Annotated in this window: 23 protein-coding genes; 5 read left to right on the forward strand and 18 right to left on the reverse strand. The window is 71.9% G+C overall.

Annotation, left to right across the window (positions count from 1 at the left end; translation table 11 throughout):
• Positions 1 to 145 precede the first annotated feature (145 nt).
• The 4 genes from dnaA to queE form a co-directional block, all read right to left on the reverse strand.
• Complete coding sequence (gene dnaA, locus miv_RS20045; RefSeq protein ID WP_058617775.1) at positions 146 to 1,636, reverse strand: chromosomal replication initiator protein DnaA; 1,491 nt, start codon at positions 1,634 to 1,636, stop codon at positions 146 to 148.
• A 501-nt stretch (positions 1,637 to 2,137) separates the two neighbouring features.
• Positions 2,138 to 2,836, reverse strand: coding sequence for a nucleotidyltransferase family protein (locus tag miv_RS20050; protein ID WP_207178476.1), 699 nt, complete (start codon positions 2,834 to 2,836; stop codon positions 2,138 to 2,140).
• Between the two features lie 7 nt (positions 2,837 to 2,843).
• A complete protein-coding gene (queD, locus tag miv_RS20055) occupies positions 2,844 to 3,200 on the reverse strand; it encodes a 6-carboxytetrahydropterin synthase QueD (RefSeq protein WP_048427599.1) in 357 nt (118 codons plus the stop codon).
• Between the two features lie 115 nt (positions 3,201 to 3,315).
• Positions 3,316 to 3,948: a 7-carboxy-7-deazaguanine synthase gene (gene queE / locus miv_RS20060; RefSeq protein WP_207178478.1), complete on the reverse strand. Its 633-nt coding sequence runs from the start codon at positions 3,946 to 3,948 to the stop codon at positions 3,316 to 3,318.
• A 369-nt stretch (positions 3,949 to 4,317) separates the two neighbouring features.
• Between queE and miv_RS20065 the strand changes: the two genes are divergently transcribed.
• The gene (locus miv_RS20065) at positions 4,318 to 5,811 is read left to right on the forward strand and encodes a D-alanyl-D-alanine carboxypeptidase family protein (protein WP_207178480.1); all 1,494 of its coding nucleotides are present in this window, start codon (positions 4,318 to 4,320) and stop codon (positions 5,809 to 5,811) included.
• Between the two features lie 4 nt (positions 5,812 to 5,815).
• Positions 5,816 to 5,998, forward strand: coding sequence for a hypothetical protein (locus miv_RS20070; protein ID WP_207178482.1), 183 nt, complete (start codon positions 5,816 to 5,818; stop codon positions 5,996 to 5,998).
• 101 nt (positions 5,999 to 6,099) lie between these two features.
• On the opposite strand, the gene miv_RS20075 is transcribed toward miv_RS20070, so the two are convergent.
• The 9 genes from miv_RS20075 to miv_RS20115 all read right to left on the reverse strand — a co-directional run bounded on the left by miv_RS20075 (position 6,100) and on the right by miv_RS20115 (position 15,218).
• Complete coding sequence (locus miv_RS20075; RefSeq protein ID WP_207178484.1) at positions 6,100 to 9,174, reverse strand: glycosyltransferase; 3,075 nt, start codon at positions 9,172 to 9,174, stop codon at positions 6,100 to 6,102.
• 157 nt (positions 9,175 to 9,331) lie between these two features.
• A complete protein-coding gene (locus miv_RS20080; RefSeq protein ID WP_207178486.1) occupies positions 9,332 to 10,294 on the reverse strand; it encodes an alpha/beta fold hydrolase in 963 nt (320 codons plus the stop codon).
• 83 nt (positions 10,295 to 10,377) lie between these two features.
• On the reverse strand, positions 10,378 to 10,809 hold the full coding sequence (locus miv_RS20085; RefSeq protein WP_207178488.1) for a BA14K family protein: 432 nt from the start codon (positions 10,807 to 10,809) through the stop codon (positions 10,378 to 10,380).
• A 334-nt stretch (positions 10,810 to 11,143) separates the two neighbouring features.
• Entirely contained in the window at positions 11,144 to 11,614 is a 471-nt protein-coding gene (locus miv_RS20090) for a CsbD family protein (RefSeq protein WP_207178490.1), read from the reverse strand.
• Between the two features lie 96 nt (positions 11,615 to 11,710).
• Complete coding sequence (locus miv_RS20095; protein ID WP_048431220.1) at positions 11,711 to 11,914, reverse strand: CsbD family protein; 204 nt, start codon at positions 11,912 to 11,914, stop codon at positions 11,711 to 11,713.
• An 81-nt stretch (positions 11,915 to 11,995) separates the two neighbouring features.
• Positions 11,996 to 12,910 (reverse strand): PhnA-like protein, encoded by a 915-nt coding sequence (locus miv_RS20100; RefSeq protein ID WP_207178492.1) that lies wholly within the window; start codon positions 12,908 to 12,910, stop codon positions 11,996 to 11,998.
• Positions 12,911 to 13,029: 119 nt separating this feature from the next.
• Positions 13,030 to 13,431 carry a CsbD family protein gene (locus tag miv_RS20105; protein WP_048431218.1) on the reverse strand — a complete coding sequence of 134 codons (402 nt, stop codon included), beginning with the start codon at positions 13,429 to 13,431 and terminating at the stop codon, positions 13,030 to 13,032.
• Between the two features lie 69 nt (positions 13,432 to 13,500).
• Positions 13,501 to 13,659 (reverse strand): CsbD family protein, encoded by a 159-nt coding sequence (locus miv_RS20110; RefSeq protein ID WP_082172007.1) that lies wholly within the window; start codon positions 13,657 to 13,659, stop codon positions 13,501 to 13,503.
• A gap of 98 nt (positions 13,660 to 13,757) precedes the next feature.
• Complete coding sequence (locus miv_RS20115; protein WP_207178494.1) at positions 13,758 to 15,218, reverse strand: helix-turn-helix transcriptional regulator; 1,461 nt, start codon at positions 15,216 to 15,218, stop codon at positions 13,758 to 13,760.
• Between the two features lie 264 nt (positions 15,219 to 15,482).
• On the opposite strand from miv_RS20115, the gene miv_RS20120 reads away from it, so the two are divergent.
• Positions 15,483 to 16,211: a sigma-70 family RNA polymerase sigma factor gene (locus miv_RS20120; RefSeq protein ID WP_244748609.1), complete on the forward strand. Its 729-nt coding sequence runs from the start codon at positions 15,483 to 15,485 to the stop codon at positions 16,209 to 16,211.
• Between the two features lie 142 nt (positions 16,212 to 16,353).
• Positions 16,354 to 16,728, forward strand: coding sequence for a hypothetical protein (locus tag miv_RS20125; RefSeq protein ID WP_058617123.1), 375 nt, complete (start codon positions 16,354 to 16,356; stop codon positions 16,726 to 16,728).
• A gap of 7 nt (positions 16,729 to 16,735) precedes the next feature.
• On the opposite strand, the gene miv_RS20130 is transcribed toward miv_RS20125, so the two are convergent.
• From miv_RS20130 to miv_RS20150, 5 genes are all read right to left on the reverse strand, one after another.
• Complete coding sequence (locus miv_RS20130; protein ID WP_058617122.1) at positions 16,736 to 19,171, reverse strand: PAS domain-containing protein; 2,436 nt, start codon at positions 19,169 to 19,171, stop codon at positions 16,736 to 16,738.
• A 172-nt stretch (positions 19,172 to 19,343) separates the two neighbouring features.
• Positions 19,344 to 20,126, reverse strand: coding sequence for a Crp/Fnr family transcriptional regulator (locus tag miv_RS20135; RefSeq protein WP_244748610.1), 783 nt, complete (start codon positions 20,124 to 20,126; stop codon positions 19,344 to 19,346).
• Positions 20,127 to 20,904: 778 nt separating this feature from the next.
• Positions 20,905 to 21,705, reverse strand: a complete 801-nt coding sequence (locus miv_RS20140) for a NepR family anti-sigma factor (RefSeq protein ID WP_082711493.1) — start codon at positions 21,703 to 21,705, stop codon at positions 20,905 to 20,907.
• Between the two features lie 168 nt (positions 21,706 to 21,873).
• Positions 21,874 to 22,245, reverse strand: coding sequence for a CsbD family protein (locus tag miv_RS20145; protein WP_048431223.1), 372 nt, complete (start codon positions 22,243 to 22,245; stop codon positions 21,874 to 21,876).
• Between the two features lie 133 nt (positions 22,246 to 22,378).
• Entirely contained in the window at positions 22,379 to 22,582 is a 204-nt protein-coding gene (locus miv_RS20150; protein ID WP_048431213.1) for a CsbD family protein, read from the reverse strand.
• Between the two features lie 169 nt (positions 22,583 to 22,751).
• On the opposite strand from miv_RS20150, the gene miv_RS20155 reads away from it, so the two are divergent.
• Positions 22,752 to 24,014 carry an Hsp70 family protein gene (locus tag miv_RS20155; RefSeq protein WP_207178496.1) on the forward strand — a complete coding sequence of 421 codons (1,263 nt, stop codon included), beginning with the start codon at positions 22,752 to 22,754 and terminating at the stop codon, positions 24,012 to 24,014.
• Position 24,015 lies beyond the last annotated feature (1 nt).

Genomic DNA, 24,015 nt, shown 5'->3' on the forward strand with positions numbered 1-24,015 from the left:
TCAAGGCCGGCAACCGCACTCGTTGCCCCGTGCAGGCACGGGAGCGGAACTTTGGCGAAGGCGCTCCCCGAACGCAAGCCGGCGGGGGAGGCTCATCCACGAGCCTCCCCCGCGGGCGTCGCGCAGGGTTATCGATTCCGGCGCCTCAATCCTGGAGCATGCGCTTCAGGAGCTCGACCTCGTCGCAGAGCGCCGTGTCCTCGCCGATCGCCTTCTCGATCTTGCGCACCGCGTGCAGGACCGTGGTGTGGTCGCGCCCGCCGAAGCGCCGGCCGATCTCCGGCAGGGAGCGGAGCGTCAGCACCTTCGAGAGGTACATGGCGATCTGGCGCGGCTTGACCACCGCGGCGGTGCGGCGCTCGGAGAGGATGTCGGAGCGCGAGACGTTGTAGCGGCTCGCCACCAGCTTCTGGATGTCCTCGATCTTGACCCGCTTCGGCTCGCGGTTCTTCACGAGGTCGCGGATTGCCGTCTCGGCGGTGTCGAGGGTGACCGGCGCCCCGGTGAGCGTGGCGTGGGCGAGCAGCCGGTTGACCGCGCCTTCGAGGTCGCGGCCGTTGGCGGTGATCGCCTTCGCCACGTATTCGGCGACCGCGGGACCGACCTCGAAGGCCGGGTGCGAGGCGCGCACGGCTTCGAGGCGCGATTGCAGGATCGAGGCGCGCAGGGCCTCGTCGAGCGTGCCGATCTCGACCACGAGACCGCCGGCGAGGCGCGAGCGGACCCGCTCGTCGAGGGCTTCCAGCTCCGTCGGCGGCCGGTCGGCCGCCACCACCACCTGGCGCCCGGCATCGATGAGGGCGTTGAGCGTGTGGCCGAACTCGGCCTGGATCGAGCGGCCCTGGATGAACTGCACGTCGTCGAGGATCAGGACGTCGATCGCCCGCAGCTTCTCCTTGAAGGCCAGCGCGCTCTGGGTCTTCAGCGCGTTGACGAAGCCGTACATGAAGCGGTCGGCGGTGAGGTAGATCACCCGGCGGCCGGCATTCTTCACCGCGTGGCCGATGCCGTGCAGGAGGTGGGTCTTCCCCAGGCCCACGCCGGCATGGAAGTAGAGCGGGTTGTAGAGGGCCGGACCGCCGTCGTGGCGGGCGACCCGCTCGGCGGCGGCGTGCGCGAGCGCGTTCGAGCGGCCGACCACGAAGCTCTCGAAGGTGAGGCGCGCATCGAGCGGCGCGCCGCCGAGATCGCCCTCCGGGGCGGCGCCCCGGGCGAGGCGCTCGGGCTCGGGCAGGTCGGTCGCCGGGCCGGCGGAGGCCGCCGGGCGCGGGGCCGGGGCGGGCTTGGCCGCCGCGGCGGCCCCCGGACGGGCCGGGGCCATCGCGCCGCGTACCCCGACCTCGAGGCTCTCGATGCCGTCGGCCTCGCTGCGGAAGGTGGCGAGCACCCGGTCGATGTAGTGCGACTCGATCCAGCTCTTCAGGAACCGGGTCGGCACGGTGAGGCGGGCGACGCCGCCGGACACCTCCTGCAGCTCGAGCCGGGCGAACCAGCTCGCGAACACGTCCTCGCCGAGTTCCGCCCGCAGCCGGCGCTTCACCCGCTGCCAGGCTCCCGAGATGTCGGCCGCCGCGGTCTCGCCGTTGCCGCCACGGCCGGAGCCGACTCCTTCCGCCAAGCTGCCGTCCACACGCATGACTGGTCCCTTCTCGGCCCGTCGGCGGCTGCCCGCTTCTCGGTCCGTACGCAGATACGCTTGCCGCAACCCCGGACGAGGGGCCCGGCGGCCGGGTCGAAGGCGGCGGAAGTCAACGGCTCCCGTGCCTTTTTCCCGTGGTTCACCCCGGTCTATCAACAACTGGTCTCGTTTCTCTTAAAGGACCGGAGACCCTGAATTCCGCGAGGCCGAGCCGATGGTTGGCGGCAGCCAAACGGGACGCCCGGGCGCGTCGTGCCCGGAAGCCGGTCCTGTCGATCATCTCAGAGCGGGACGAGACCCGCGCGAAGGGCGGGCATGGACCAAAAACTAGGCTGTCCTGGTGACGCTTCGCAACAGGAACGATCGCCCGCAGGGTGAACCGATCGTTACACGACGCAGCCACCCCCACCCGATCCACAGCCTGTCCGGCGGCAAGATGCTGGAATCGTGACCGTTTCGTTGAAGCGATCGTGCGACGGCCGAAAGATCCCTGCGGGCTCAACAGGTTGTCGAGAACGGGGAGGGCCCGGGGGACAGCCCGTTGGAAACCGTCGCCGTGTCTCCCGCGCACTTGACAGCGGTGTCGTCCGCTCCGGGCCAGGGCAGTACCGCGATCTCGGGCCAGAGCGCCCGCACCCGCTCGGCCTTCAGGGCGTAGGTGGCGGCGTTCGGGATCGCCGGGTTGGGGCGTAGCACCAGCCCGAACAGGTCGGCGAGGCCGAAGGGCGCGGCGATATCGAGGCGGTCGTCGGGGTCGAGCCGCACCCCGACCGCGTGGACGACGGCCGCGTAGCGCGCGAGCGCCGCGTCGGCGCTCGGCAGGGGAGGGTAGGGGCTGCCGAACCGGGTCTCGAACCAGAGATGAACCCGGGCCTGGTTGCGGATCTCGACCGGGCCGGAGCAGCCCGCGAGGACCGGGGCGGCGCGGCGCAACACGGCGTCCTCGGCCTCCCAGGAGAGATCGGGATCGAAGTAGATCAGGTCGTAGTCGCGGATTCCGTGGCCGCGCGGCCGCCCGGTCAGGCTGTTCCAGACCGTCTGGTAGAGGCAGCCGGCGACGAGGCGCCATTGCGGCAGGGCGAGCGACCGGGCGGCCGCGAGGAGCCGCATCAGGTCCGGATCGGCCCGGACGATCGCCGCGAGGCGACGCGCGAGCGCGCCCTCCTCGGACGACGTCCCGGGATCCGTCCCGGTCATCCGGCGCTCACGCGCCCGAATATTCCGCCCAGCACATCGGCGTCTCGAACACCTTGACCAGGGCGAGCAGCGGCATGGCCGGACGGGTCTGCTCCCAGATCCACATCGCGATATGCTCGGCGGTGGGGACTTCGAGGCCCGGGACCTCGTTCAGGCAATGGTGGTCGAGGCGCTCGAGCACCGGACGGAAGGCGTGCTCGACGTCGTAGAAGTCGACCACCCATCCGGTCTGCGGATCGACCGGCCCGTCGAGCGTCAGTTCGACCCGGTAGGAATGGCCGTGCATCCGGGCGCAGCGGTGGGTCGCGGGCACGGTCGGCAGGCGGTGGGCCGCCTCGAACGTGAAGGCTTGGGTGATCTTCATCGGAATCTGGCTGTGGGTTGCTGTGGGCCGCCCCTTAGCACCGATGCTCCGGCGGGCGAACCCGCCTTCGGCGCCTCCCCGGGGAGCCTGTCGTGGATCGCGACCGGACGCCGCGTCAGGGAATGCCGATCAGCTTGTGCGTCTGCAGGCTCAGGCGCCAGCGGGCGTCGCGCAGGCAATGGGCCACCGCGGCCTGCGTGTTGGCGATCCGGTCGGGCCCGTCCATCGGCTGGAGCCAGTGATGGCGGAAATCGAGCTCGGCGAGGGTGTCCGGGTCGAGCTCGGCCTGCGGGTAGACGAGCTTCAGCTCGTGGCCGCGCGTGAGGCGCAAGGGGGCGCCGGCCTTGGGGCTGACGCAGATCCAGTCGATCCCCTCCGGGGCATCCTGCGTGCCGTTCGTCTCGACGGCGACCTCGAAGCCGCGGGCATGCACCGCCGCGAGGAGCGCCGCGTCGAGCTGGAGCAGCGGCTCGCCGCCGGTGAACACCACGTAGCGCCGGCCGCGGGCCCCGTTCCAGGTCCGCTCGATCGCCTCGGCCAGGGCCTCCGCGTCGGGGAAGCGGCCGCCGCCGAGGCCGTCGGTGCCCACGAAATCGGTGTCGCAGAAGCGGCAGACCGCCTGCGCCCGGTCGGCCTCGCGGCCGCTCCACAGGTTGCAGCCGGCAAAGCGGCAGAACACCGAGGCGCGCCCGGCCTGGGCGCCCTCGCCCTGGAGGGTGTGGAAGATCTCCTTGACGGCGTAGCTCATGATGGCGGTCGTCGGGCGCCGCCTTGCGGCGTCGCGCGGTGCTCCCTTGTGAATCGCGATGACGCCCTGCCGTGTCAGATGCGGCCCGCGCCCGCAAGGGCGCCGGGCGCAGGGCCGGTGCGCGCGTCGCCCGCCTGTGGACGAGCCTGTGGGCGGCCGGGGGAGGGGCCCGCCGCCATGCTCCCGCCATGGATGTCGGGTTCATGGGACCATCGCGCGGCGCTGTCAAAAGCTTCGCCGCTGCCCTACAATCACGACCGGTCCGCCGTGCGGTGCCCGGGGCGGCGTGACCGGACGGCCTGGACCAAGGGGCCGGATGGTCGCGGGACGCGCCGCGGGGCGGCACCGGTACGACGGGAACCCATCGGAATGTTCAACGCTGCGCTGCTGCCGCGCCTCGCCGGACGCCTCCTCGGCCTCGGTGCTCTTCTGGCTGCCGGAACGGCAGGGGCGGTCACCGCGCCGATGCTGGTCGTGGACGTCGATTCCGGCAAGGTGATCTACAGCCAGGGCGCGACCGACCCCTGGTACCCGGCCTCGATCACCAAGCTGATGACGACCTACGTCGCCCTCGACATGGTGCGCCAGGGCCGCGCCTCGATGGACCAGCTGCTGACCATCTCGGAGGCCGCCGCGGCCGAGCCGCCCTCCAAGATGGGCTTCAAGCCCGGCACCCAGCTCACCCTCGACAACGCCCTCAAGATCATCATGGTGAAGTCGGCCAACGACGTCGCCTGGGCGATCGGCGAGAATCTCGGCGGCTCGATCGACGGCTTCGCCGCCCAGATGAACGAGACCGCGCAGCGCCTCGGCATGCGCGACAGCCACTGGTACAACCCCAACGGCCTGCCCGACGCCCGGCAATGGACCTCGGCCCGGGACATGGCGGTCCTCGGCCGGGCGCTGCTCCGCGATTTTCCCGAGAACCGCGACCTGTTCTCGATCTCGGCGATCCAGTTCGGCCGCGCCGTGATGCCGAACCACAACGGCCTGCTCGGCCGCTACGCCGGCGTCGACGGGATGAAGACCGGCTTCATCTGCGCGGGCGGCTTCAACGTGGTGGCGAGCGCCAACCGCAACGGCCGGCGCATCCTCACGGTGGTGATGGGCCAGTCGAGCGCCCGCGAGCGCGACCTGAAGGCCGCCGACCTGTTCGATTACGGTTTCGGCCAGTCGGGATTCAGCTTTGGCGGCCAGACCCTCGCCGAGCTGCCGACCTCGTCGATCGCCGCGCCGCCGGACATGCGGCCCTATATCTGCGACAAGCGCCGGCCGATGCCGACCGACGCCGATTCGGCCGCCCTCACGGCGAGCGCGGCGGCGGCCGGGGGCAATGCCGACAACGCGAACGCCCAGCTGATGGCGGCCGGCGCGCCGCCCTCCTCGGCGCTCGCCTTCGCCACCATGAACAGCGCGGCGCTTCGCAACCGCGCGCTGCCGCCGCGGGCGCCGCTCCAGCCCGTGCTGGTCTGGACCGGCCGCGACCCGGCCGAGAGCGCCATCGCGGCGACCGACGAGGCCGCGCCCGCCAAACCCGTCGCGGCCAAGCCGGCCGCGCGGGTGAAGGTCGCCAAGCCCGTGCCGCACAAGCCGGCCCCGAGCCGCAGCATCGCGGCGACCGGCGCCACCGTGCCGCAGCCGAAGCTCCTCGCCCGTCAGAAGGGCGCGGCGCCCGCCGCCGCGTCCGCCTTCGCCTCCACCGGCCCGGCCACCGCGGTGATCGCCGATCCGAAGGGCCACAAGGCCGCGGCGAAGCCCTCCGCCAAGCAGGATGTCAAGCCGGCGGCGAAGCCCACGCCGAAGGCCGAGACCAAGCCGGCGGCGAAGCCGACCGTGAAGTCCGCCCGCAAGAAGGACGACTGATCCGGTGGCGGCCGGGCCCGTCCTCTGCCCGGACGAGGCCCTGGCCGATCGCCGCAGCCGGACGGTCTTCGTGCCGTCGCTCTTCGCCGAGCAGCGGGCCGCCCTGGCGGCGCTCGGCCCGATCACGGTCGAGCTGCGCGGTGGCGGCGTGCTGGAGACGGTGCCGCTCGTCGGCGGAGCCGCCTGACCTCGCGCGCGTCACCGGCGCCTCCTCGATGCGGCACGCCCTTTCCCCGTGGATAGGACGAGGACGGCACCGGCGGGGACGCCGCGCCGTCCTCGTCTCCGTCACGCGCGTCCCGCGCCTTCCGGCAGTGCCGTCTCGATGGCCGCCTCGTAGGCGGCGAGGCTCGGGGCGGTGGCCGGGAGGGACGGAATCACGGCATCAGTAAGCTGGCCGCGGGCCGCCACGAGAGCGTCGAGCAGGGCGGCGGTGTCGCGGCTGAAGGGCAGCAGCCGGCCGCCGCCCTCGGCGCGGATGCGCTCGGCCGGGGCGCCGATATCGAGGGCGACGACCGGGTAGCCCGCCGCCCAGGCCTCCGACAGGACGTAGGAATAGGTCTCCGGCCAGACGCTCGACAGGAAGACGTAGTCGGGATCGGCCTCGGCCAGCAGGCGCGGCAGGTCGTCGGGCCGGTAGGCGCCGGTCACCGTGAGATTGGACAATCCGGCGACCCGCCGCGGATCGGCGACGTAGCCGATCACCGTGAAGGCGATCGGCCGGCGCTCCCGGGCCGCGCGTTCGGCGAGCGCCACGACGAGCTCGAAGCCCTTGTGGTTGCCGAGGGCGCCGACGACGGCGACCCGCACGGCGCCGGTGCGCGGACGGCGCGGCGGCGGGGCGGTCCGGGCCGGGGCCGCTTCGGGATGGGGCACCACCGCGATGCCGGTCAGCCCGAGGCGGCGGGCGTAGCGCGCCGCGGTGTCGTGGGAGGGGGCCACCAGGCGCCGGGCCCCGCGCAGGATGCGCTCGTTCGTCGCCAGCCAGCCGTCGAGGCCGCCGCCCATCAGGGCGTTCTGGTCGGCGTAATCGTGCGTCACTCCCTGCACGGTGCAGTGGCGGCAGAGATCGGCCGGGGGCTCCTCGCAATAGACGTTGCGCCCGTCCACCAGATGGACCTTCGGGCAGTACCACTGGAAGTCGTGCAGCGTGACCGCGTAGGGCCAGCGGCCGGAGACCAGCCGGTCGAGGAACGCCGACTCGTAGCCGAAGCGGGCGTCGAGATGGAGGTCGACGGCGACGCCGGCCTCCTCCAGCGTCTCCAGAAGGCCGACGAGCTGGTCCGGCCCCAGGGTCACGGCCGCCCGCGCGGTGTCGAGGGTGAGCGACAGCCCCCCGCGCACAGGGGCGAGGGACCCGATCTCGTGGTCCGGGGCCCGGGCGAGGCCGCGGATCTGGTCGACGTAGCGCGTCGCCCCGCCGCCGAGGCCGTGGCCGATATGGAGCGTCAGGCGCCGCAGGCGCGCGGCGAGGAGCTGCCCGAGGACGGCGAGCCGCAGCGGCGCCAGCGGATCGGCGGCCAGGAAGGCGTCGACCTCGTCCTGGTATTCCGGGTAGAGGGCGACGAGGCGGGCGTGGTTTTGCTCCAGGATCGCCAGCCGCTCGCCCTTGCCGAACGACGCCGAGCCTTCGTGCTCGACATAGGTGTCGGTGGCCGCGACGTGGATCCAGCCGAGGTCGCGGGCCTTGAGGCACCAATCGACCTCTTCGCAATAGCCCCGGCCCCATTCCGGCGAGAACGCCCCGACCTCGTCGAGGGCCTGCCGGTTGAGGTAGAGGCAGAAGCCGATTCCCGTCGGGATCGTGACCGGCGCGGGCGAGGCCGCTTCGAGGGCCGCGTCGATCGCGGCGGGCGGGAGGCCGAGGAGCGGTCCTTGCGCCTCCGGCATCCCGGGGAAGCCCAGGATGGTGGCGTTGTTCGACAGGGGCGTGGCGCTGGCGATGCCGGGCCGTCGGTGGCAGGCGGCAGCGAGCTTCTCCAGGGCCCGGGGCGCCAGCACCGTGTCGGCATTGACGAGGATGCAATCCTCGCCCGGCTCCAGGAGGGCGAAGCCGGCATTGACCGTGCCGATGAAGCCGAGATTCTCCCGGTTGCGCAGCACCGTCAGGCCCGGACGGGCCTCTGCCGCCAGGGCATCGAGGTAGGTCGTCACCGCCGAATCGGGCGAGGCGTCGTCGATCACGAGGGCCCGCATCCGCCCCGGCGCCAGCTGAGGCAGCAGCGAGGCGAGGCAGGCCTTGAGGTCGGAGAGCCCGTTATAGACCGGCACGATCGCGCAGGCAGGGGGCGGCGTGCGGGCGCCCTCCGGGGAATCCGGCTCCGGCGCCGCGATCTCGCCGAGGACGAGGCGGGCGCCGCCGCCGGGACGGATCGCCGCGACGAGGCGGTCATGGACGGCGAGGCGCTCCTCGCGGGTGGCCGAGGGATCGTTCGGCAGCAGCAGGGCGCGGGCCTCGGCCCGGGCGAGTTCGATCGTGCCGCGCAGGTGCCCGATGACCTCGCCGGCGCCGATCGGACCGACCGCGAGATCGGTGCCCGGCTTGAGCGCCCCGGGCGGGAAGGCGAAGGCGGCGGAGTGGCGGCCGAACAGCTCCAGGAGGTCGGGGCGCGCATGCGTCTCGACCTGTGCGACCTCCTGGCCGTTGCGCACCGCCCGCACCACGGTCGGCCGGTCGGGTCCGGCCTCGTCGAACACCCAGCCGGTGACCCGGTCCGGCGCCTCGATGTAGAGGCTCGCGCGCAGGTGCGGCGCGTAGGCGCCGAGCGTCGCGATCGTGTCGCCGGCCCGCACGCCGATCGTGTGCGGCTGTCCGTCGAGGGCCCAGGCCGGCAGGGTGAAGCGGAAGCCGTTCCAGCCGCCCTCGCGGCCGCCGAAGCGCAATTCCGGCCGGTAGAGGCCGGGACGGACGGGCTCGCCCTCCAGGCCGTCGACAATCAGGTGCACGGCCGGCAGCGGATCCGAGGACAGGGACGAGACCCAGCCCGAGAGCACGCCGCCCGAGATGCCGTCGAGATGGATCGTGTGATGGCCCGGCCCGACCGCGATCCGCTGCTGCTCGGCCCGGCCCGGCTCGGTCACCGTCAGCCGCAGGCGGCCGGTACCGGCGATGAGCGCCGGGTCGAGGGCGGCGTGCAGGTAGGTGACGCCGTCCGCGACGAAGGTCCGGTCGACGGGAAGCGGCTGGTCGCGCTCGCCACCCTGGGCCAGGGTGAGGCTGACCGCGTCGGCATCCGCCTCCGGGTTCAGGGCGACCAGGACGCCGCAATTGTAGAGCCGGCCCCAGGCCACCGGGCCCGGGGGAGGCACGAACCACTGCCGCCCCGTCTCGGCGAGGCGCCGCGCACGTTTCAGGATCGTCACGTCGGGAAGGACCGCTCAAGAGGGAGCCGGCCGGGGCCGGCGGACGTCGAGTCACCTCCTAGAGCAGCGCCCGATCGGCTTGCAATCGGGCGCGGCCCCAGCTTGTGATTCTCGATGCTGCGAGTCTCGCGGCCGCGGCGGGACGATCCGTCGTCCGTCATGCGGCTAAAACGGCGTCGAGCACCCGGTCGGGCGCGATCTGGTGAAGCATGTGGCCGGCGCCCTCGACCGCGACGAGCCGGCTGCCCGGGATCCGCTGGTGCAGGGCGACCGACTGCCCGGCATGGGAGACCAGGCGGTCGCCGGTGCCGGATAGGATCGTCACCGGCGGGCGCACCTCGCCGTAATGCGGTCGGAGCGCGAAGGCGTCCGGCACCATCAGGGCGGATTCGGCCGCGGCGCTGCGCAGCTGCGAGGGGCGCAGCACCATGTCGACCGGGAAGTCGCGGGCGAAGCGCTCCGGCACCGGGCTCGGCCCGAAGAGGCGCGCCAGGATGCGCGGCCAGAGCAGGCGTCCGGTCACCGGCGCGACGGTATGGCTGATCAGGTCGCCGAGGCCCGGCAGGCTCTGGGGCGCGAAGAGGATCCCGTCGATCCGGGGCGAGGGGAAGTAGTAGCCGGATTCGAGGATCAGGGACCGCACGCGGGCCGGGTCTTGCAGGGCGAGAGCGATCGCCACCTGGGTGCCCCAGGAATGGCCGAGGATCGTCGCCGTCTCGACCCCGAGGCTGTGGAGCGCGCCGCGGATCAGCCCGGCCTGCATCGCCGGCGTCCAGATCCGGCTGCGCGGCCGCTCGCTGTGGCCGAAGCCCGGCCGATCGAAGGCGATGACACGGTGGGTGGCCGCCGCCCGGTCGATGAGGCCGCTGACGAGCCAATCCTGGATCAGGCTGCCGTTGCCGTGCAGCAGCACCAGAGCCGGGCCGCGCCCGCGTTCGAGGACGTGGAGGCGGGTGCCGCCGACTTCGACGAAGCGGCCGACCGGCGGCGTCGCCCGTTCGGCCGCCCGGGCGCGGCGGCCGGTCTCGACGGCGCCGGCGGCGAGAAGCGCGGTCCCCGCCAGGGCGAGGCCGGCGGCGGGAGGCAGGGAGCGGGCGGGGAGGGGAATGCGTGCTGACATGCCGGCACAACGGTGGGGCGGTGGCTCGGTTCGCCCCCGCACGGCAGGGCCGCCGCCCCGGGGGACGACGGCCGCGCAGGATCTCACGGGCAGGGACGGCGGGTACCGTCGTTGCTCAGGTAGGTGCCGCTCGCCGGGTCGTAGGAACGGAACCGGCGGGCGCAGGCCGCGACCGTCTCCGGATCGGGTCCGCCCTGGACCACCACCGGGGCCGCTTGCGCCTGTGAATTGGCGATGGCGCCGCCGATGATCGCCCCGGCAGCGAGGCCCGCGACACCGGCCCCGACCGCCGCGCCGACGCCCGGGCCGCGGCGGACACCGTAGCCGCGACGAACACCGTAGCCCCGGCGGTAGCCGTGGTGCCGGCCGAAGCGGCGGTATTGCGAGAACTCCGTCGGAAGCTCGCCGCGGGCGAGGGCCGCGGCGGCGGCGGCGGACCCAGCCGGCTCTGCCGAGACGGGGCCGCCGACGAGGAGGGCCGCGAGGGTCGCGGCGGCAACGAGGAGACGCGTCATGGGCCTGCCGGATTCCTGGTCGTGATCGTGCCGTTTCCCAATCGATCGATGCGACCGGCTCAGTACGTCCGGCCGTGCCGAGGGCGGGCGCTACGACGGTTGAAGTGGGCGATCAGCTTCGGCAGGACGAACAGCATGAAGATCTTGCGGAGCATGACTGACTTCCTTGTGGCAAGGGTGCTTCGATGTCGTCAAACGTTTGCCGTCGGGAAAAGATCCTGAAATAATTGCTGCATGATTTCGGACTGATCTGGCGATCGCGTTCGTGTCGCTGTCCTCGCCGGGGTGAGGGCGCCCCGGCGAGGATGCTGTCGGGCGCGCGTCGCCCGGGGCCTCAATGCTTGCGGCGGATCAGCCAGCCCGCCGCGAAGGCGAGGGCGGCGATGCCCAGCACCGTGTTGGTGCGGTGCCCGTCCGCGTAGGCGAGGGCCTGGCGGCCGTAGCTCTCGCCGCGGCGGCGCGCCTCCCGGGCGGCGTAGCGCCCATCCTTGATCACGCGGTCGGCGTGGCCGCGGGCGGTATCGGTGAAGTCCCGGGCCGTGCCGGCGACATCCTCGGCGTAGTCTCGGGTCGTGCCGGCCAGATGCTCGGCCCGGTCGCGGGCGGCCTCGGCGAGATGGCGGCCGTCGTCGATGAGGTCCTCGGCCTGGTCGCGGGCGCGGCCATAGGCGTATTGCGCGCCGCCGGCCACCTGGTTGGCGGCGCCGCGGACCTGCTGGGCCGGGTCGCCCGTGAGGCCGCCGAGGGCGGTCTGGGCGCGGCCCTTCAGGTGACGGGACGCGCCACGGATCTGATCGCGGTTCATGCTGTCCTCCTGAGTCTCGGAAAGATGGATCGCGACGGGCCGGGCCCGCCGCGGAGGGTTGCGTACTCGGTGTTCCTTGCGGCGTTACTTGAGGCGTTACTTGCGGCCGAGCAGGCTGTCGGCGGCGTGCTTCACGCCGTCCTTGGCCTCGCCGACGGTGCGCTGGGCCTCGCCCTTGAGCTCCTGGGCCTTGCCCTCGACCACGAGGTTGTCGTTGCCGGTGACCTTGCCGACACCTTGCTTGACGTTGCCGACGGCCTCGTTGGCCAGGCCCTTGAGCTTGTCGGTGGTGCTGCTCATCGAACTCTCTCCGTCATGAGGGGGATGGAAGGCATGAGGGGGTGGAGGGCTCCCGCCGCGGGGCGGGAGCCGACGCCGGCGTCAGACGCGGCGGGTGGTGTCGTAGGCGCCGACCAGCTTCGGGGCGCCGAGGCGGCCGCCGAAGAAGGCGGCGGCGGCGCCGAGCAGCAGCGCGATGGCGGCGTAGAAGGCGCCCTGGGTGGCGGCCGACTTCGCGGTCACGGCCGCGGCCTCGGCCTTCTGCTTGGCGGTGGCGACCGCCTGGTCGTACTGCTTCTCGTAGTCCTGGACCTGCTGGCGGGCCTGGTCGACCGGGATGTTCTGCGCCTTGGCGAGGGCGTCCGCGGCGCGGGTCTCGGCCTGCTGCTTCTGCGAGGCGTCGCCGGTGATCAGGGCGCGCACCGCCGCGACGGCGGCGTCACGGGCGGCCTGCGGGTCCTGGCCGGCGGCCTGCTGGCGCACCTTGTCCTCGATGCCCTCGAGCGGGTTCTGGATCTTCGACAGCGACGGGGCCGCGGCCTGGGCGGCGGTCTGCACCGTGCCGCCCACGAGGTTGCCGGCGCCGCCGAGCGCGCTCGAGACCGTGCTGAGCGTGCCGCCGACGAGGCCGCTGGCCGCCGAGGTCACGAGATAGATCACCACCAGGGTCGTCACCGCCCAGGAGACGAGGCCGTGCAGGGCGGCCGCGCCCGGCAGCGGCTTGCCGGAGAGCCGGCCCGCGATCGCGCCGCCGACGAGCGAGGCGACGATGCCCGACACCACGAACCACAGGCCCGCGCCGGTCGACAGGGTCGAGGCGGCCGGGTTGTCGCTGGCGTTCACGCCCACCGACGACAGGCCGACGCCGACGCCGACGAGGTTCAGGATCACCTGCGTCACGAGCGCGGTGACGGCGCCGGCGAAGATGGCGCCCCACGACACCTGGTTGAGCAGGACCGCGCGGGTATCGGCCTGGGCGGCGGTCGCGAGGGGGGAAACGGGGGTCTGGATGGTCACGTGGTTACTCCGGGTCGTTCATGCATCGATGGGTCGGGGCGGCCCCGGGGCCGCGGCGCTCTCCCGCGCCGGGTTCCCGGGGTCGTCGATGTCCGGCCGCGACGCGGTCGGTCGCGCGATCAGTCGCGGTTGGCGCTCACGAGGAGGCCGAGGCCGAAGCCGACGAGGCCGGCGATCACCAGCGAGGCGACCGGGTACTCGGCCACCTGATGGCCGACCTGGCGGGTGCCGCGGCGCAGGGCCTGGCTGCCGCGCTCGTAGGCGTCCTCGGCGTAGTCGCGGGCCTCGTCGGCATAGCCGCGGGCGTCGTGGGCGAAGTCCTGGGCGTAGTCCTGCGCCCGGTCGGCGGCCTGGCGCACGCCGTCCTTGGCCTGGCCGTAGGCGTTCTCGGCCGCGCCCTGCGCCTCGCGGAACCGGCCCTCGGCCGAGTCGCGGTGCGAGCCGGTCAGGTCGCCGACAGCGCCCTGGATCTTGCCGCCGAGTTCGCGGGCGGCGCCGGTGATGCGATCCGTGTCAACCATCTGGATTCTCCTGGTAACGGGATGAAAGGGACGGCGACCTGATCGGGGCCGCCGGATGACCTCATGTCGTCAGTCGCGGCGCGGTGCGGTCTCCCCGGGGGAGCGTCCGTCGTCCTTCTGACGTCGGCCCTCGGTCTCGACCCGGACGTCGCCGGTGATCTTGCCGATGGCCTCCTTCACCGAGCCCTTGACCTGCTCGGTGGAAGTGGGTGTCGCGCGCTTGGTCATGAGCAACTCCGTGACGACTGAGAGAAAACTCCGACCGGCTTGCAGATGTGCCCTCCCGGCGCGCGTTCAATGGTAGAAAGATACTGGTATGCTGAGCATCAGCTACCAGAAGCCTGGAGCGGGAAGCCGTGCTCGCGGCCCCACAGGATCACCTCGGTGCGCCGGTGCACGCCGAGCTTGCGGTAGAGCGCGGCACCGTGGTTGCGCACGGTGTTGCGCGACAGGCCGAGCTTGCGGGCGATGGCGTCGTCGTCGAGACCCGAGCAGATCAGGTTGAGGATCTGCCGCTCGCGCAGGGTGAGATCCGGCACCGCCGCCCCGGGGGTCTCGCGCCCCGGCCGGCGCAGGTTCGCCAGCTTCTCGATCAGGCCGCGGCTGAACCACGAGGTGTCCGCCATCACCGTCTCGATCGCGTCGAACAGTTCGCGCTCGGTATGCTTGCGCTCGGTGATGTCCTGCAGGACCATCAGGACGAATTCCTCGTCGCCGATGACGACGCGTTCGGCCGAGACCAGGCAGTCGAGGTCGGTCCCGCTCTCGTGGCGCAGGCAGACCTCGAGGCCGAGCACGTAGCCGGTGCGGGCGAGCACGTCCTCGAAGCGGCGGCGCTGCTCGTCCGAGACCCAGAGCCCGAACTCGCCCGGGGCCCGCCCCACCACCCTGTCCTCGCCGAAGCCGAACACCCGCCCGAAGGCCTCGTTGATGCTGGTGACCTGGAACGCCGCGGCGCGGGCGAGCAGCGTCGGGACGGGAGTGAGGCGAAAGGCCTTGGCGAAGCGCTCCTCGCTCTGGCGCAGGGCCGTCTCGGCCTTCCGCCGCAATTCGAGGTCGGCGAAGGTGAACAGCATGCAGGGCTCGTCGCCCATCTCCATCGGCTGGCCGGCGACGATGACGAAGCGGCCGCCACCGTCGGGCAGCTCCAGGCGCGCCTCCATCTGCGGGATCGTGCCGCCCTGGTTCAGCCGCGACACCGCGAGATCGCGGTTGCGGGCATTGGCCAGCACGTCGACCTCGTAGACGCTGCGGCCGATCACGGCGTCGCGGGTGTAGCCGGTCATCTCCAGGAAGCCGGCATTGACCTTGACGTGGCGCAGGTCCGAGAGCCGCGTGATCACGGCCGGGGCCGGATTGGCGTTGAAGGTGCGCTCGAAGCGCTCCTCGGCCTCGAACTGGTCCGAGACGTCCTTGAGGATCAGGGCCAGGCAGCTCGGCTTGCCCTCCCGGTCGGTGGCGACGAGGCTGCGCAGGGAATGCACGAAGCCGACATCGGGCCTGTCGGTGCGCGTCACCTCCACCACGACGTCGTGGAAGCGCTCGCCGGCCACGACCCGCTCGATCGGGTAGTTCTCCGGCGCGCGGTTGTTGCGGTAGCGCAGGGCGAAGCGCTCGCGGTAGGCGTCGACCGTCGGGCCGATCTCGTCCAGGCTCTCGGCGCCGTGCATCGCCAGCGCGGCCTCGTTGGCGTAGGCGATGGTCTGGTCGGGCTCGACCAGGATCACTCCCTCGCTGAGGCCGGCGATGATCTGCCGGAGTTCGTGCCTGTCGACGCCTGGGGTCACGGCTCGTGCGGTCCTTTCGTGCCGTCGGACCGCCCCTCGGCGGTCCTCTCGCTCGCCTCTCGGGCAGCGGAGCACAAACGGATCGCGCGCCATCGGGTTCCCGGGCAGGCACGGGTTTCACCGGTAGATTCGTATCATTGACGTAATTGCCGGCGACCAGAAATAAATCCTGTCATCGCCTGCACCCCGCATTGCCCCACGGGACTAGACCGTTGGGTCGAGTGGTCTAGTCCGGCGAGACGGGCGTTCGACGGGATCTCGACGGTGGGAACAGACGATGTGACGCGCGAACCGAACGGGACGCCGGACGGCACCATCGCCCTGATGCAGTCGCACCTGGGCCGACAGCTGCGGCAGTACTACCCGGAGGTCGTCGAGATCAGCGGGGGATCGCGCCTCGGCGAGGTCCTGGCACGTCTGACGCTCGCTCTCGCGAGGGCTGAAGCCGGACGCGAGGTGCCGGCCTCGTTCGGGGCGGAACTCCTCGGCGCGGTGCCGCGGCTGCGGCGCTACGCCCTTTCGCTCGCCCCGCGCGGGGCCGATGCGGACGACCTCGTGCAGCAGACCCTGCTCAAGGCCTGGGAGCACCGGCGCCAGTTCGTCCCCGGCACCAGCATGCCGGCCTGGCTGTTCACGATCCTGCGCAACGGCTTCTTCAACGGCCGCCGGCGGCACCGCCGCGAAGTGGCCGATCCCGATGGAATCCACGCCGCCGCCCTCGTCAGCGAGGCGGTGCAGGAGCACCGGGCCTCCCTGCGCGACCTGCAGGACGCCCTCGACCGGCTCGAGCCGGGCCATCGCGAGGCGTTGCTCCTCGTCGGGGTCGAGGGTTTGACCTACGAGGCCGCTGCCGTGGTCCTCGGCTGTCCCGCCGGTACCGTGAAGAGCCGCGTCAGCCGTGCCCGCGACCGGCTCGCGCGGGATCTCGGCCAGGGTCCCAGCCAGGGTCCCGGCCAGAATCTCGGCCAGCATCCGGATGCCGGCCACCGGTAGGGGCAAGGCCCGATGGAATGCCCCAACCCGCACCGACTTCGGGCGTTCCTGCCGTCCCGCCTCGCTTCCCGGGGCATCCGGTTCGACCCGCGGCCCATCCCCGAGGCCGCCCGCATCCGGGCACCGGCCCCAAGAGGAGACCATGACCTCATCCCGCTTTCCGATTCTTCTGCCCGCCGTGTGCCTCGTCCTCGCCGGCCCGGCCTCGGCCGCTCCGTCGGCGAACCGCTTCGACGGCGCCTGGTCCGTCGTCGCCACCGCCGAGACGGGGACCTGCACCGGTCCCTACCGCTACCCGATCGTCATCCGGGACGGCGTCGTCGACGATGCCGGGGGCAACGGGGTCGACGCCTCCGGGCGGGCCGGCGCCGACGGCCGCATCACCGGCACGATCCGCAGCGGGCTCGCCAGCGTCTCGGTCACCGGCCGCCTGCGCGGCGCCGCCGGCCAGGGGCGCTGGAGCCTCGCGGGGATCAGCCCGTGCGCGGGACGCTGGACCGCCCGCCGCACCGGGTGAGGGCGCGTCAGCCCTCCGCGCGCCGCGCCCGCTCCCGTCCGGCCTCGATGATCGAGCGGATGCGGGCGGCCATCACCTCCACGGCGAAGGGCTTGGTCAGCACGCTCATGCCGGGGGCGAGCGTCCCGGTGCCGAGGATGGCGGTCTCGGCGTAGCCGGTGATCAGCAGCACCGTCAGGTCCGGCCGGGTCTCCCGCGCGGCTTCCGCCATCTGGCGGCCGTTCATGCCGCCGGGCAGGCCGACATCGGTAACGAGCAGGTCGATGCGCACGTCCGAGCGCAGGACCTTGAGGCCGGCCGCGCTGTCGGCCGCCTCGATCGCCGTGTAGCCGAGATCCTCCAGGATGTCGGTGACCAGCATCCGCACCGTCGGCTCGTCGTCGACGACGAGCACGGTCTCGCCCTCGGCCGCCCGGGGCAGCTCCGCCGAAGCCGCCGTCTCGGCCTCGCTCGGGGCCGGGCCGTCGTGGCGCGGCAGGTACAGGCTCACGGTCGTGCCTTCGCCGACCGTGGAGGCGATGCGGACCTGCCCGCCCGATTGCTGGGCGAATCCGTAGATCATCGACAGGCCGAGGCCCGTCCCCTCGCCGATCGGCTTCGTAGTGAAGAACGGCTCGAACACCCGGGCGATCACCTCCGGCGCCATGCCGGTGCCGGTATCGGTGACGGAAAGGGCCAGGTACTCGCCCTCCGGGAGGTCGTGCCGGCGCGCCGCCTGCGCGTCCATCACCCGGTTGCCGGTCTCGACCGTGATCCGGCCGCCGTCCGGCATCGCGTCGCGGGCGTTGAGGCAGAGGTTGAGGAGCGCGTTCTCGAGCTGCGAGGGATCGACCAGCGCCGGCCAGTCGCCGCGCGCCGCCACGTCGAGGGCGATGCTCGGGCCGACGGTGCGGCGGATCAGCTCCTCCATGCCGGCGACGAGGCGGTTGACGTCGGTCGGGCGCGGGTCGAGCGTCTGGCGCCGCGAGAAGGCGAGGAGCCGGTGGGTCAGCGCCGCGGCGCGCTTGGCCGCCCCTTGCGCCGCCGCCATGTAGCGCTCGACATCCTTGAACCGACCCTGCTGCAGGCGCGTCTGCATCAGTTCGAGGGAGCCCGAGATGCCGGCGAGCAGGTTGTTGAAGTCGTGGGCGAGGCCGCCGGTGAGCTGGCCCACCGCCTCCATCTTCTGCGACTGGCGCAGCGCCTCCTGGGTCGCCGCCAGCTCGGATTCGGCCCGCAGCCGGTCGGAGATGTCGCGGGCATGGTGGAAGGCGCCGATCACCCGTCCTTCGCCGTCGCGCAGGGGCGAGTAGGTGACCTCCCAGGCCGGCTTGGCGAGGCCCGGATCGCCGAACTCCTCGGTCACCGTGTAGCTCTCGCCGGCGAGCGCCCGGGTCATCAGGCCGCGCATCACCGGGGCCTGGTCCGGCGGAAACAGGTCGGGAAACACGTCGCCGATCCGCACGCGGATGCCGAAGATCCGGTGGAACTCGTCGCTATGGGCCTGGTTGAAAGCGATCAGCCGGTAGCTCGTGTCGAAGGCGCAGATCGGTGCGGCGCTCGACTGGATGATGTCGCCGTAGAGCCGTAGCTCCGCCGTCCGGTCGGCGACCTGGCGGCCGAGGGACGCGGTGAGGTCGCGCGAGGCGGCCTCCTGCCGCTTGCGCTCGGTGATGTCGGTGGCCGCGCCGTACCACTCGGTGATCCGGCCGTCGGCGTCCAGCACGGGCACGGCGCGCGACGAGGCCCAGCCGACCGAGCCGTCGGCGAGATGGACCCGGTGCTCCAGGCTGTAGGAGGTCTTGGTGCGGATCGCGCGCTCGATCTCGGCGCGCACCGCCTCTCGGTCCTCGGGCGGGATGTAGGTCTCGATCCAGTCGGTGCTCGCCGAGGTCGTGTCGGACAGGAAGTCCCCGCCCGAGAGCTGGAACAGCCGGCTCCAGTCGGCGCTGATCCGGTAGCGGACCTCGGACGAGGAGCGCACCAGGGCATCCAGCATCTGCTCGCGCCGGCGCAGGGCCTCGCCGAGGTTGTGCAGGTGCTCGCGCTCCAGCGTGACGTCGAATTGCGAGGCGAAGAAGTAGGTCAGCTCGCCGTCCCGGCCGAAGACCGGCGAGATCAGGAGGCGGTTCCAGAACCGCTCGCCGTTCTTCTTGTGGTTCAGGAGATCGATCTCGATCGCCACGCGACGCTCGACGGCATCGCGAATCTTCTCGACGTCGGCGCGGTCGGTCTCCGGCCCCTGCAGGAAGCGGCAGTTGCGCCCGAGGATCTCGTCGCGGCCGTACCCGGTCAGCTTGGAGAAGGCGGCGTTGACGAAGATGATCGGGTTGTCGGGCTGGTGCGGATCGGTGATCAGCATCGGCATCCGCGTCGCGCGCACGGCGGCGGCGAACGGATCGTGGCTCGGGGCCGACCGGCCGATCTCGGCGTCGATGCGGTCGGTTTCGCGGCGGTCAGTCACTGGCTCCGTCGCCTCCTTCCGCGACCCTCGGCGGCGGGTCTCATAGCACCCGCGGCCGCCCGCGCCATAGCACGGCCGCGCGCGTGCCCATCCCGCGCCGCCGGACGGGCATCCCCGTGGTCGATCCCGCCGCCTGAGGTCGTTGAAACCGGAGCGCGCCGGTCCGGCGCTATTACGCCCGGCTCGGCGAGAGCCGCGAGTTCTCCCGGGCCGTCGGGTCGACCGCCACGATGCCGCGGCCCTCGGCGTAGACCGCCCCGAGGACGGTGCGGAAATGGTTCCGCACCCGGCCGTAGCATTCGCAGGCCGCATGCTCCGCCTGGGCGCGGTCCAGGATGGTGATCTGGCCGCGGCGCACCGAGATCAGGCCGCGGCGCTGCAGTGCCCCGATCACCCCGGTGAGATAGGTGCGGCGCACGCCGAGCATCTCGGCCAGCATCTCCTGCGTCACCGGCAGGACCGGCGTCCCGAGCCGGTCCTGGAAAGTCAGGAGCCAGCGCAGGCAGCGCTCCTCGATCGGGTGCACGGCGTTGCAGGCCACCGATTGCAGCACCTGGGCGAGCAGACAATCGGCGTAGCGGACGAACAGGTCGCGCAGGACCGGGGACGAGGCCCTGGCCCGGGTCAGCCGCTCGGCGTCGAGGCGCATCACGTCGCCCGCGACCTGCACGATGGCCTCGCTGAAAGCCGGCAGGTAGCCGTTGCTGACGACGCCGCCGACCGCCCCTTCGTGGCCCACCGTCGCGGTCTCGATCATGCGGCCGTCGCTCATGCGCGAGACCAGCGTCACGGTCGTCTGGTTCAGCGGGAAGGTGACGTGCGAGACATCCTCCCCGGCGCGAAACAGCACGGCCCCACGGCCGCGATGTCCGCGCTCGAGATAGGGCGCCAGCAGGGCGCGATCCGCCGTGTCGAGGGCTTCCAGCAGCAGATTGCCCTCGAAGAGACCGGCCACGAGGGCTCGTGAGTCATCCGGCGCATTCAACGTCGTCGTCTCCGGAAATCAGGCACCCGCCTCGCGGGCCGGCCGGAGGATGTTGGATCGCCGAAAAAACAGCGACCGTTGCCCTGCGCTCGCGCATCGCGCATCCCCGCGACCGAAGCGAGACCATCCATAAACTAACGCCAGGACAGCATCTTGTCTGTCGTATTTCGAACGCTTCCAGACCGATTCCGGCCTATCTCGGATAGCCGAGCGTGTGAGTTCAGCAGCCAAGACATACTGTGGTACACTATTTTTAAGTTCATTGAAAAAGCATTAGGCGACAATCATCACCATTATGTTCTATGATAATACAGAAAATATATTATATATATTACAAATTTAAAGAACTAATCGACTCATCCCACGCATTATAAAGAAGGTATTTTCTTTAGTAATATCATCTTGAGACATTTAAACGACAGTCTGGCATACGGTTTTGGGCGGAAAATGGCGCATCGATCGAGGATTCATGGCGATGACGCGGCATGACTGCGGGTTGCGCGGGTTGCCAAAGCAATCGTTCGATGACGGTCGCCCCTGCGTCAGGTCCCGGCGCTCTCTCGACTTTGTCGCTGAAACATCCCACCCGACCTTGCCCAGGGCGGTGGAATTAGCCTGAGGTTTGGGGCCGTGCCCGATCGAGGCGTGCAGGGGCGTTCGGCGACCGGGCGCGCGGCGTGACGTCGCCCCGGCGGCATCCGGCAGCGGGGCGACGTTCGAAATGCGGCTTGCGGCGGGTCGCGGGCGCTCAGCTGTCGAGCGCGACCGCGCCGGCATGCCCCATCACCGAGCGGGTGAGCCGGTCCGCCCCGAGCTCGCCGCCGGAATAGCCCAGCAGCTCCGCGAGCTTGTCGCGGGCGCGGCAGACCCGGCTCTTCACCGTGCCGACCTTGCACTGCATCAGCGCGGCCGCATCCTCGTACGAGAGGTCGCCGACCGCGACCAGCATCAGGGCCTCGCGCTGCTCGGCGACCAGCTTGTTGAGGGCGGCCTGGAGGTCCTGCACGTCGAGGCGGTCGCCCTGGTTGGGCGCCGAGGTCAGGCGCGCCGAATAGGCGCCCTCGCTGTCCTCCACCTCGCGCGAGCGCTTGCGGTGCTCCGAGTAGAAGGCGTTGCGCATGATCGTGAACAGCCAGGCGCTGAGGTTGGTGCCGGCCTCGAACCGGTCGCGGTTCTGCCAGGCCTTCAGCATCGTGTCCTGCACGAGGTCGTCGGCCCGGGCCGGATTGGCGGTGAGCGTGAGGGCGAAGCGGCGCAGGGAGGGCGTCGCCGCGAGCAGATCCTCCCGGAACCGGTCCTTCTTCGGCGCGCCGAGGGCGGCGAGCGCCAGCTCCAGGCGCCCGAGCAGGTCGGCGAAGGCGGCAGGCGCCGCCTCGACCTCGACGGCTGCGTAATGCGCGCGCAGCCGCTCGCCCAGATGCTCCTGGACCGATGCGGGCAGGACGGGCGCCGCGCCCCGGACCGGGGCCTCGATCGTCTCTCGGTTCGTGTTCTGGGCGGCATCGGCCGCGACGATCGTGGGCGGACCGGGGGGCGTGCTCTGGGTCATCGGGTCTTCGACTGGCGCGGGGATCACGCCAAGCTAGAGCATAAGCACCCGGGAGGCGAGGGCGAAGCGGCCCTGCCGCGGTGCGATGCAACCGAAGCGCCGCCGCGTTGCAGCGGCGGCACGCCGGAGGGACCGGTCCGAAGAACGTCTTCCGAAGAACGTCCGGGGTCAGCGGCGGCCCTTCAGCAGCCAGCCGGCGACGAAGGCGAGGCCGGCGACCGCGAGCAGCGTCTCGGTCGGGTGCGACTCGGCCCGGCGCAGGGCGGTGCGGCCGCGATGACGGGCCTCGCCATAGGCCGAGACGCCGCGGGCATAGGCGTCGCGCCCGCGCTTCTCGATCTCTCCGGCGAGCGCCGCGCCGTCATGCGTCAGTTCCTCGGCGACGCGGCGGCCGCGGCCATAGGCGTACTGGGCGCCGCCCACCACCTGGTTGAACGCCCCTTCCGCCTGCGGCCTGGCGCGGCCGGCGACGGCGCCGAGGGCGGTCTGGCCGCGCCCCTTGAGGTGGCGCAGGCCGCCTTCGATCTGGTCCCTGTTCATCACGGTCTCCATCGGGTTCGAGCACGGGAAACGGACGCGGGAAAAGAAAAGGCCGGCCTCCCGCCTGAGCTGCGAGGGGCCGGCCCGAACGTCCGCTGCGGTCGGGCCGGCGCGATGCCGGCCCTCGCGCGGATCAGAGCTTGCTCTTCACCGTGTCGGCGGCATTCTTGATGCCGTCCTTGACGTCGCCGGTGGTCTTCTGGGCCTCGCCCTTCAGCTCCTGGGCCTTGCCCTCGGCCTGCAGCTTCTCGTTGCCGGTCATGTTGCCGATGCCCTGCTTCACGTTGCCGACCGCCTCGTTGGCGAGACCCTTGATCTTGTCGGTGGTGCTGCTCATGGGAAGCTCCTCGGTTCGTGCAGTTCGTCGACTGCTCAGGCCTGATGAACCGCCGAGCCAGCGCATTGTTCCGCTGCGACAGGACGACCGTGCGCCGCCCGGGCTGGACCGCGGCGGTGGAACCCGCTAGGTCGCGCGCCCTCCCTCCCGGCACCGTCAGAGATTCGGCATGAAGGCCTGCGGCCTCGATTTCGGCACCTCGAACACCACGCTCGGCCTCGTCGCCCCCGGCTCCGCCGGTAACGACGGGCTGGCGCTCGCGCGGCTGGAGGGCGAGGCGGTCACGATCCCGAGCGCGATCTTCTTCCCGCCCGCCGGCGAGGAGGCGATCGGCCGGGCCGCGATGACGGCCTATGTCGAAGGGACGCCCGGACGGCTGATGCGCAGCCTCAAGTCGGTGCTCGGCTCCTCGCTCCTGGAGGAGACCACCCTGGTCGGCCGCCGCCGGCTGTCGTTCCGGGCGGTGATCGCCCGCTACCTCGCCGCCGTGAAGGCGCGGGCGGAAGCCGAGGCCGGCGAGGCCCTCTGCCAAGTGGTGCACGGCCGGCCGGTCCACTTCGTCGACGGCGACCCGGAGGGCGACCGCCGGGCCGAGGACGCGCTCGCCGGCATCGCCCGGGAGGTCGGCTTCACCGAGGTGTCGTTCCAGTACGAGCCGATCGCCGCGGCGCTCGACTACGAGCGCGGCCTCGACCGGGAGGAGGTGGCGCTGATCGCCGATATCGGCGGCGGCACCTCGGACTTCTCGGTGGTGCGCCTGAGCCCCGAGCGGCACCGGGCGGTGGAGCGGGCCGGCGACATCCTGGCCAATGACGGCGTGCGGATCGGCGGCACCGATTTCGACCGCACCCTCAGCGTCGGCGAGGTGATGCCGCTGCTGGGCCTCGGGAGCCCGATGCGGCGCCCGGGCCTCGACGTGCCCTCGTCCTATTTCCACGATCTCGCCACCTGGTCGCAGATCAACCGGCTCTACGACGGCAAGACCCTGCGCGAACTGCGCTCGCTGCGCCGCGACGTCGCCCGGCCGGACCTGCTCGACCGCCTCGCCGCGGTGATCGAGGCCGAGCGCGGCCACACCCTGGCGATGGAGATCGAGGACGCCAAGATCGCCCTGTCGGAGATCGAGCGGGTCGCGCTGCCCCTCGGCTGGGTCGAGCCCGGCCTCGTCGCCGAGATCGGCCGCCCCGACCTCGCGCGCCACTCCGCCGACCTCGCCCGGCGCATCGGCGCCTGCATCACCCGCTGCCTGCGCGATGCCGGGGTGGAGGCGTCCGCCATCGACGCCCTGTTCCTGACCGGCGGCTCGACCCGCCTCGCCCCCGTCCGCGCCGCGATCCTGGCGGCGGCGCCCGGGGCCCGGGTGGTCGAGGGCGACACCTTCGGCTCGGTCGGCCTCGGGCTGACCGTCGAGGCGGCGCGGCGCTACGGCTGAG

This window comes from Methylobacterium indicum, from assembly GCF_017347565.1.
In the GTDB taxonomy this organism is placed as follows: Bacteria; Pseudomonadota; Alphaproteobacteria; order Rhizobiales; family Beijerinckiaceae; genus Methylobacterium; species Methylobacterium indicum.

Bases quoted from the DNA above. Each gene is read 5' to 3' on its own strand.
- dnaA (WP_058617775.1), bottom strand. From the start codon at position 1,636: ATGCGTGTGGACGGCAGCTTGGCGGAAGGAGTCGGCTCCGGCCGTGGC.
- miv_RS20050 (WP_207178476.1), bottom strand. From the start codon at position 2,836: ATGACCGGGACGGATCCCGGGACGTCGTCCGAGGAGGGCGCGCTCGCG.
- queD (WP_048427599.1), bottom strand. From the start codon at position 3,200: ATGAAGATCACCCAAGCCTTCACGTTCGAGGCGGCCCACCGCCTGCCG.
- queE (WP_207178478.1), bottom strand. From the start codon at position 3,948: ATGAGCTACGCCGTCAAGGAGATCTTCCACACCCTCCAGGGCGAGGGC.
- miv_RS20065 (WP_207178480.1), top strand. From the start codon at position 4,318: ATGTTCAACGCTGCGCTGCTGCCGCGCCTCGCCGGACGCCTCCTCGGC.
- miv_RS20080 (WP_207178486.1), bottom strand. From the start codon at position 10,294: ATGTCAGCACGCATTCCCCTCCCCGCCCGCTCCCTGCCTCCCGCCGCC.
- miv_RS20085 (WP_207178488.1), bottom strand. From the start codon at position 10,809: ATGACGCGTCTCCTCGTTGCCGCCGCGACCCTCGCGGCCCTCCTCGTC.
- miv_RS20090 (WP_207178490.1), bottom strand. From the start codon at position 11,614: ATGAACCGCGATCAGATCCGTGGCGCGTCCCGTCACCTGAAGGGCCGC.
- miv_RS20095 (WP_048431220.1), bottom strand. From the start codon at position 11,914: ATGAGCAGCACCACCGACAAGCTCAAGGGCCTGGCCAACGAGGCCGTC.
- miv_RS20105 (WP_048431218.1), bottom strand. From the start codon at position 13,431: ATGGTTGACACGGATCGCATCACCGGCGCCGCCCGCGAACTCGGCGGC.
- miv_RS20110 (WP_082172007.1), bottom strand. From the start codon at position 13,659: ATGACCAAGCGCGCGACACCCACTTCCACCGAGCAGGTCAAGGGCTCG.
- miv_RS20125 (WP_058617123.1), top strand. From the start codon at position 16,354: ATGACCTCATCCCGCTTTCCGATTCTTCTGCCCGCCGTGTGCCTCGTC.
- miv_RS20140 (WP_082711493.1), bottom strand. From the start codon at position 21,705: ATGACCCAGAGCACGCCCCCCGGTCCGCCCACGATCGTCGCGGCCGAT.
- miv_RS20145 (WP_048431223.1), bottom strand. From the start codon at position 22,245: ATGAACAGGGACCAGATCGAAGGCGGCCTGCGCCACCTCAAGGGGCGC.
- miv_RS20150 (WP_048431213.1), bottom strand. From the start codon at position 22,582: ATGAGCAGCACCACCGACAAGATCAAGGGTCTCGCCAACGAGGCGGTC.
- miv_RS20155 (WP_207178496.1), top strand. From the start codon at position 22,752: ATGAAGGCCTGCGGCCTCGATTTCGGCACCTCGAACACCACGCTCGGC.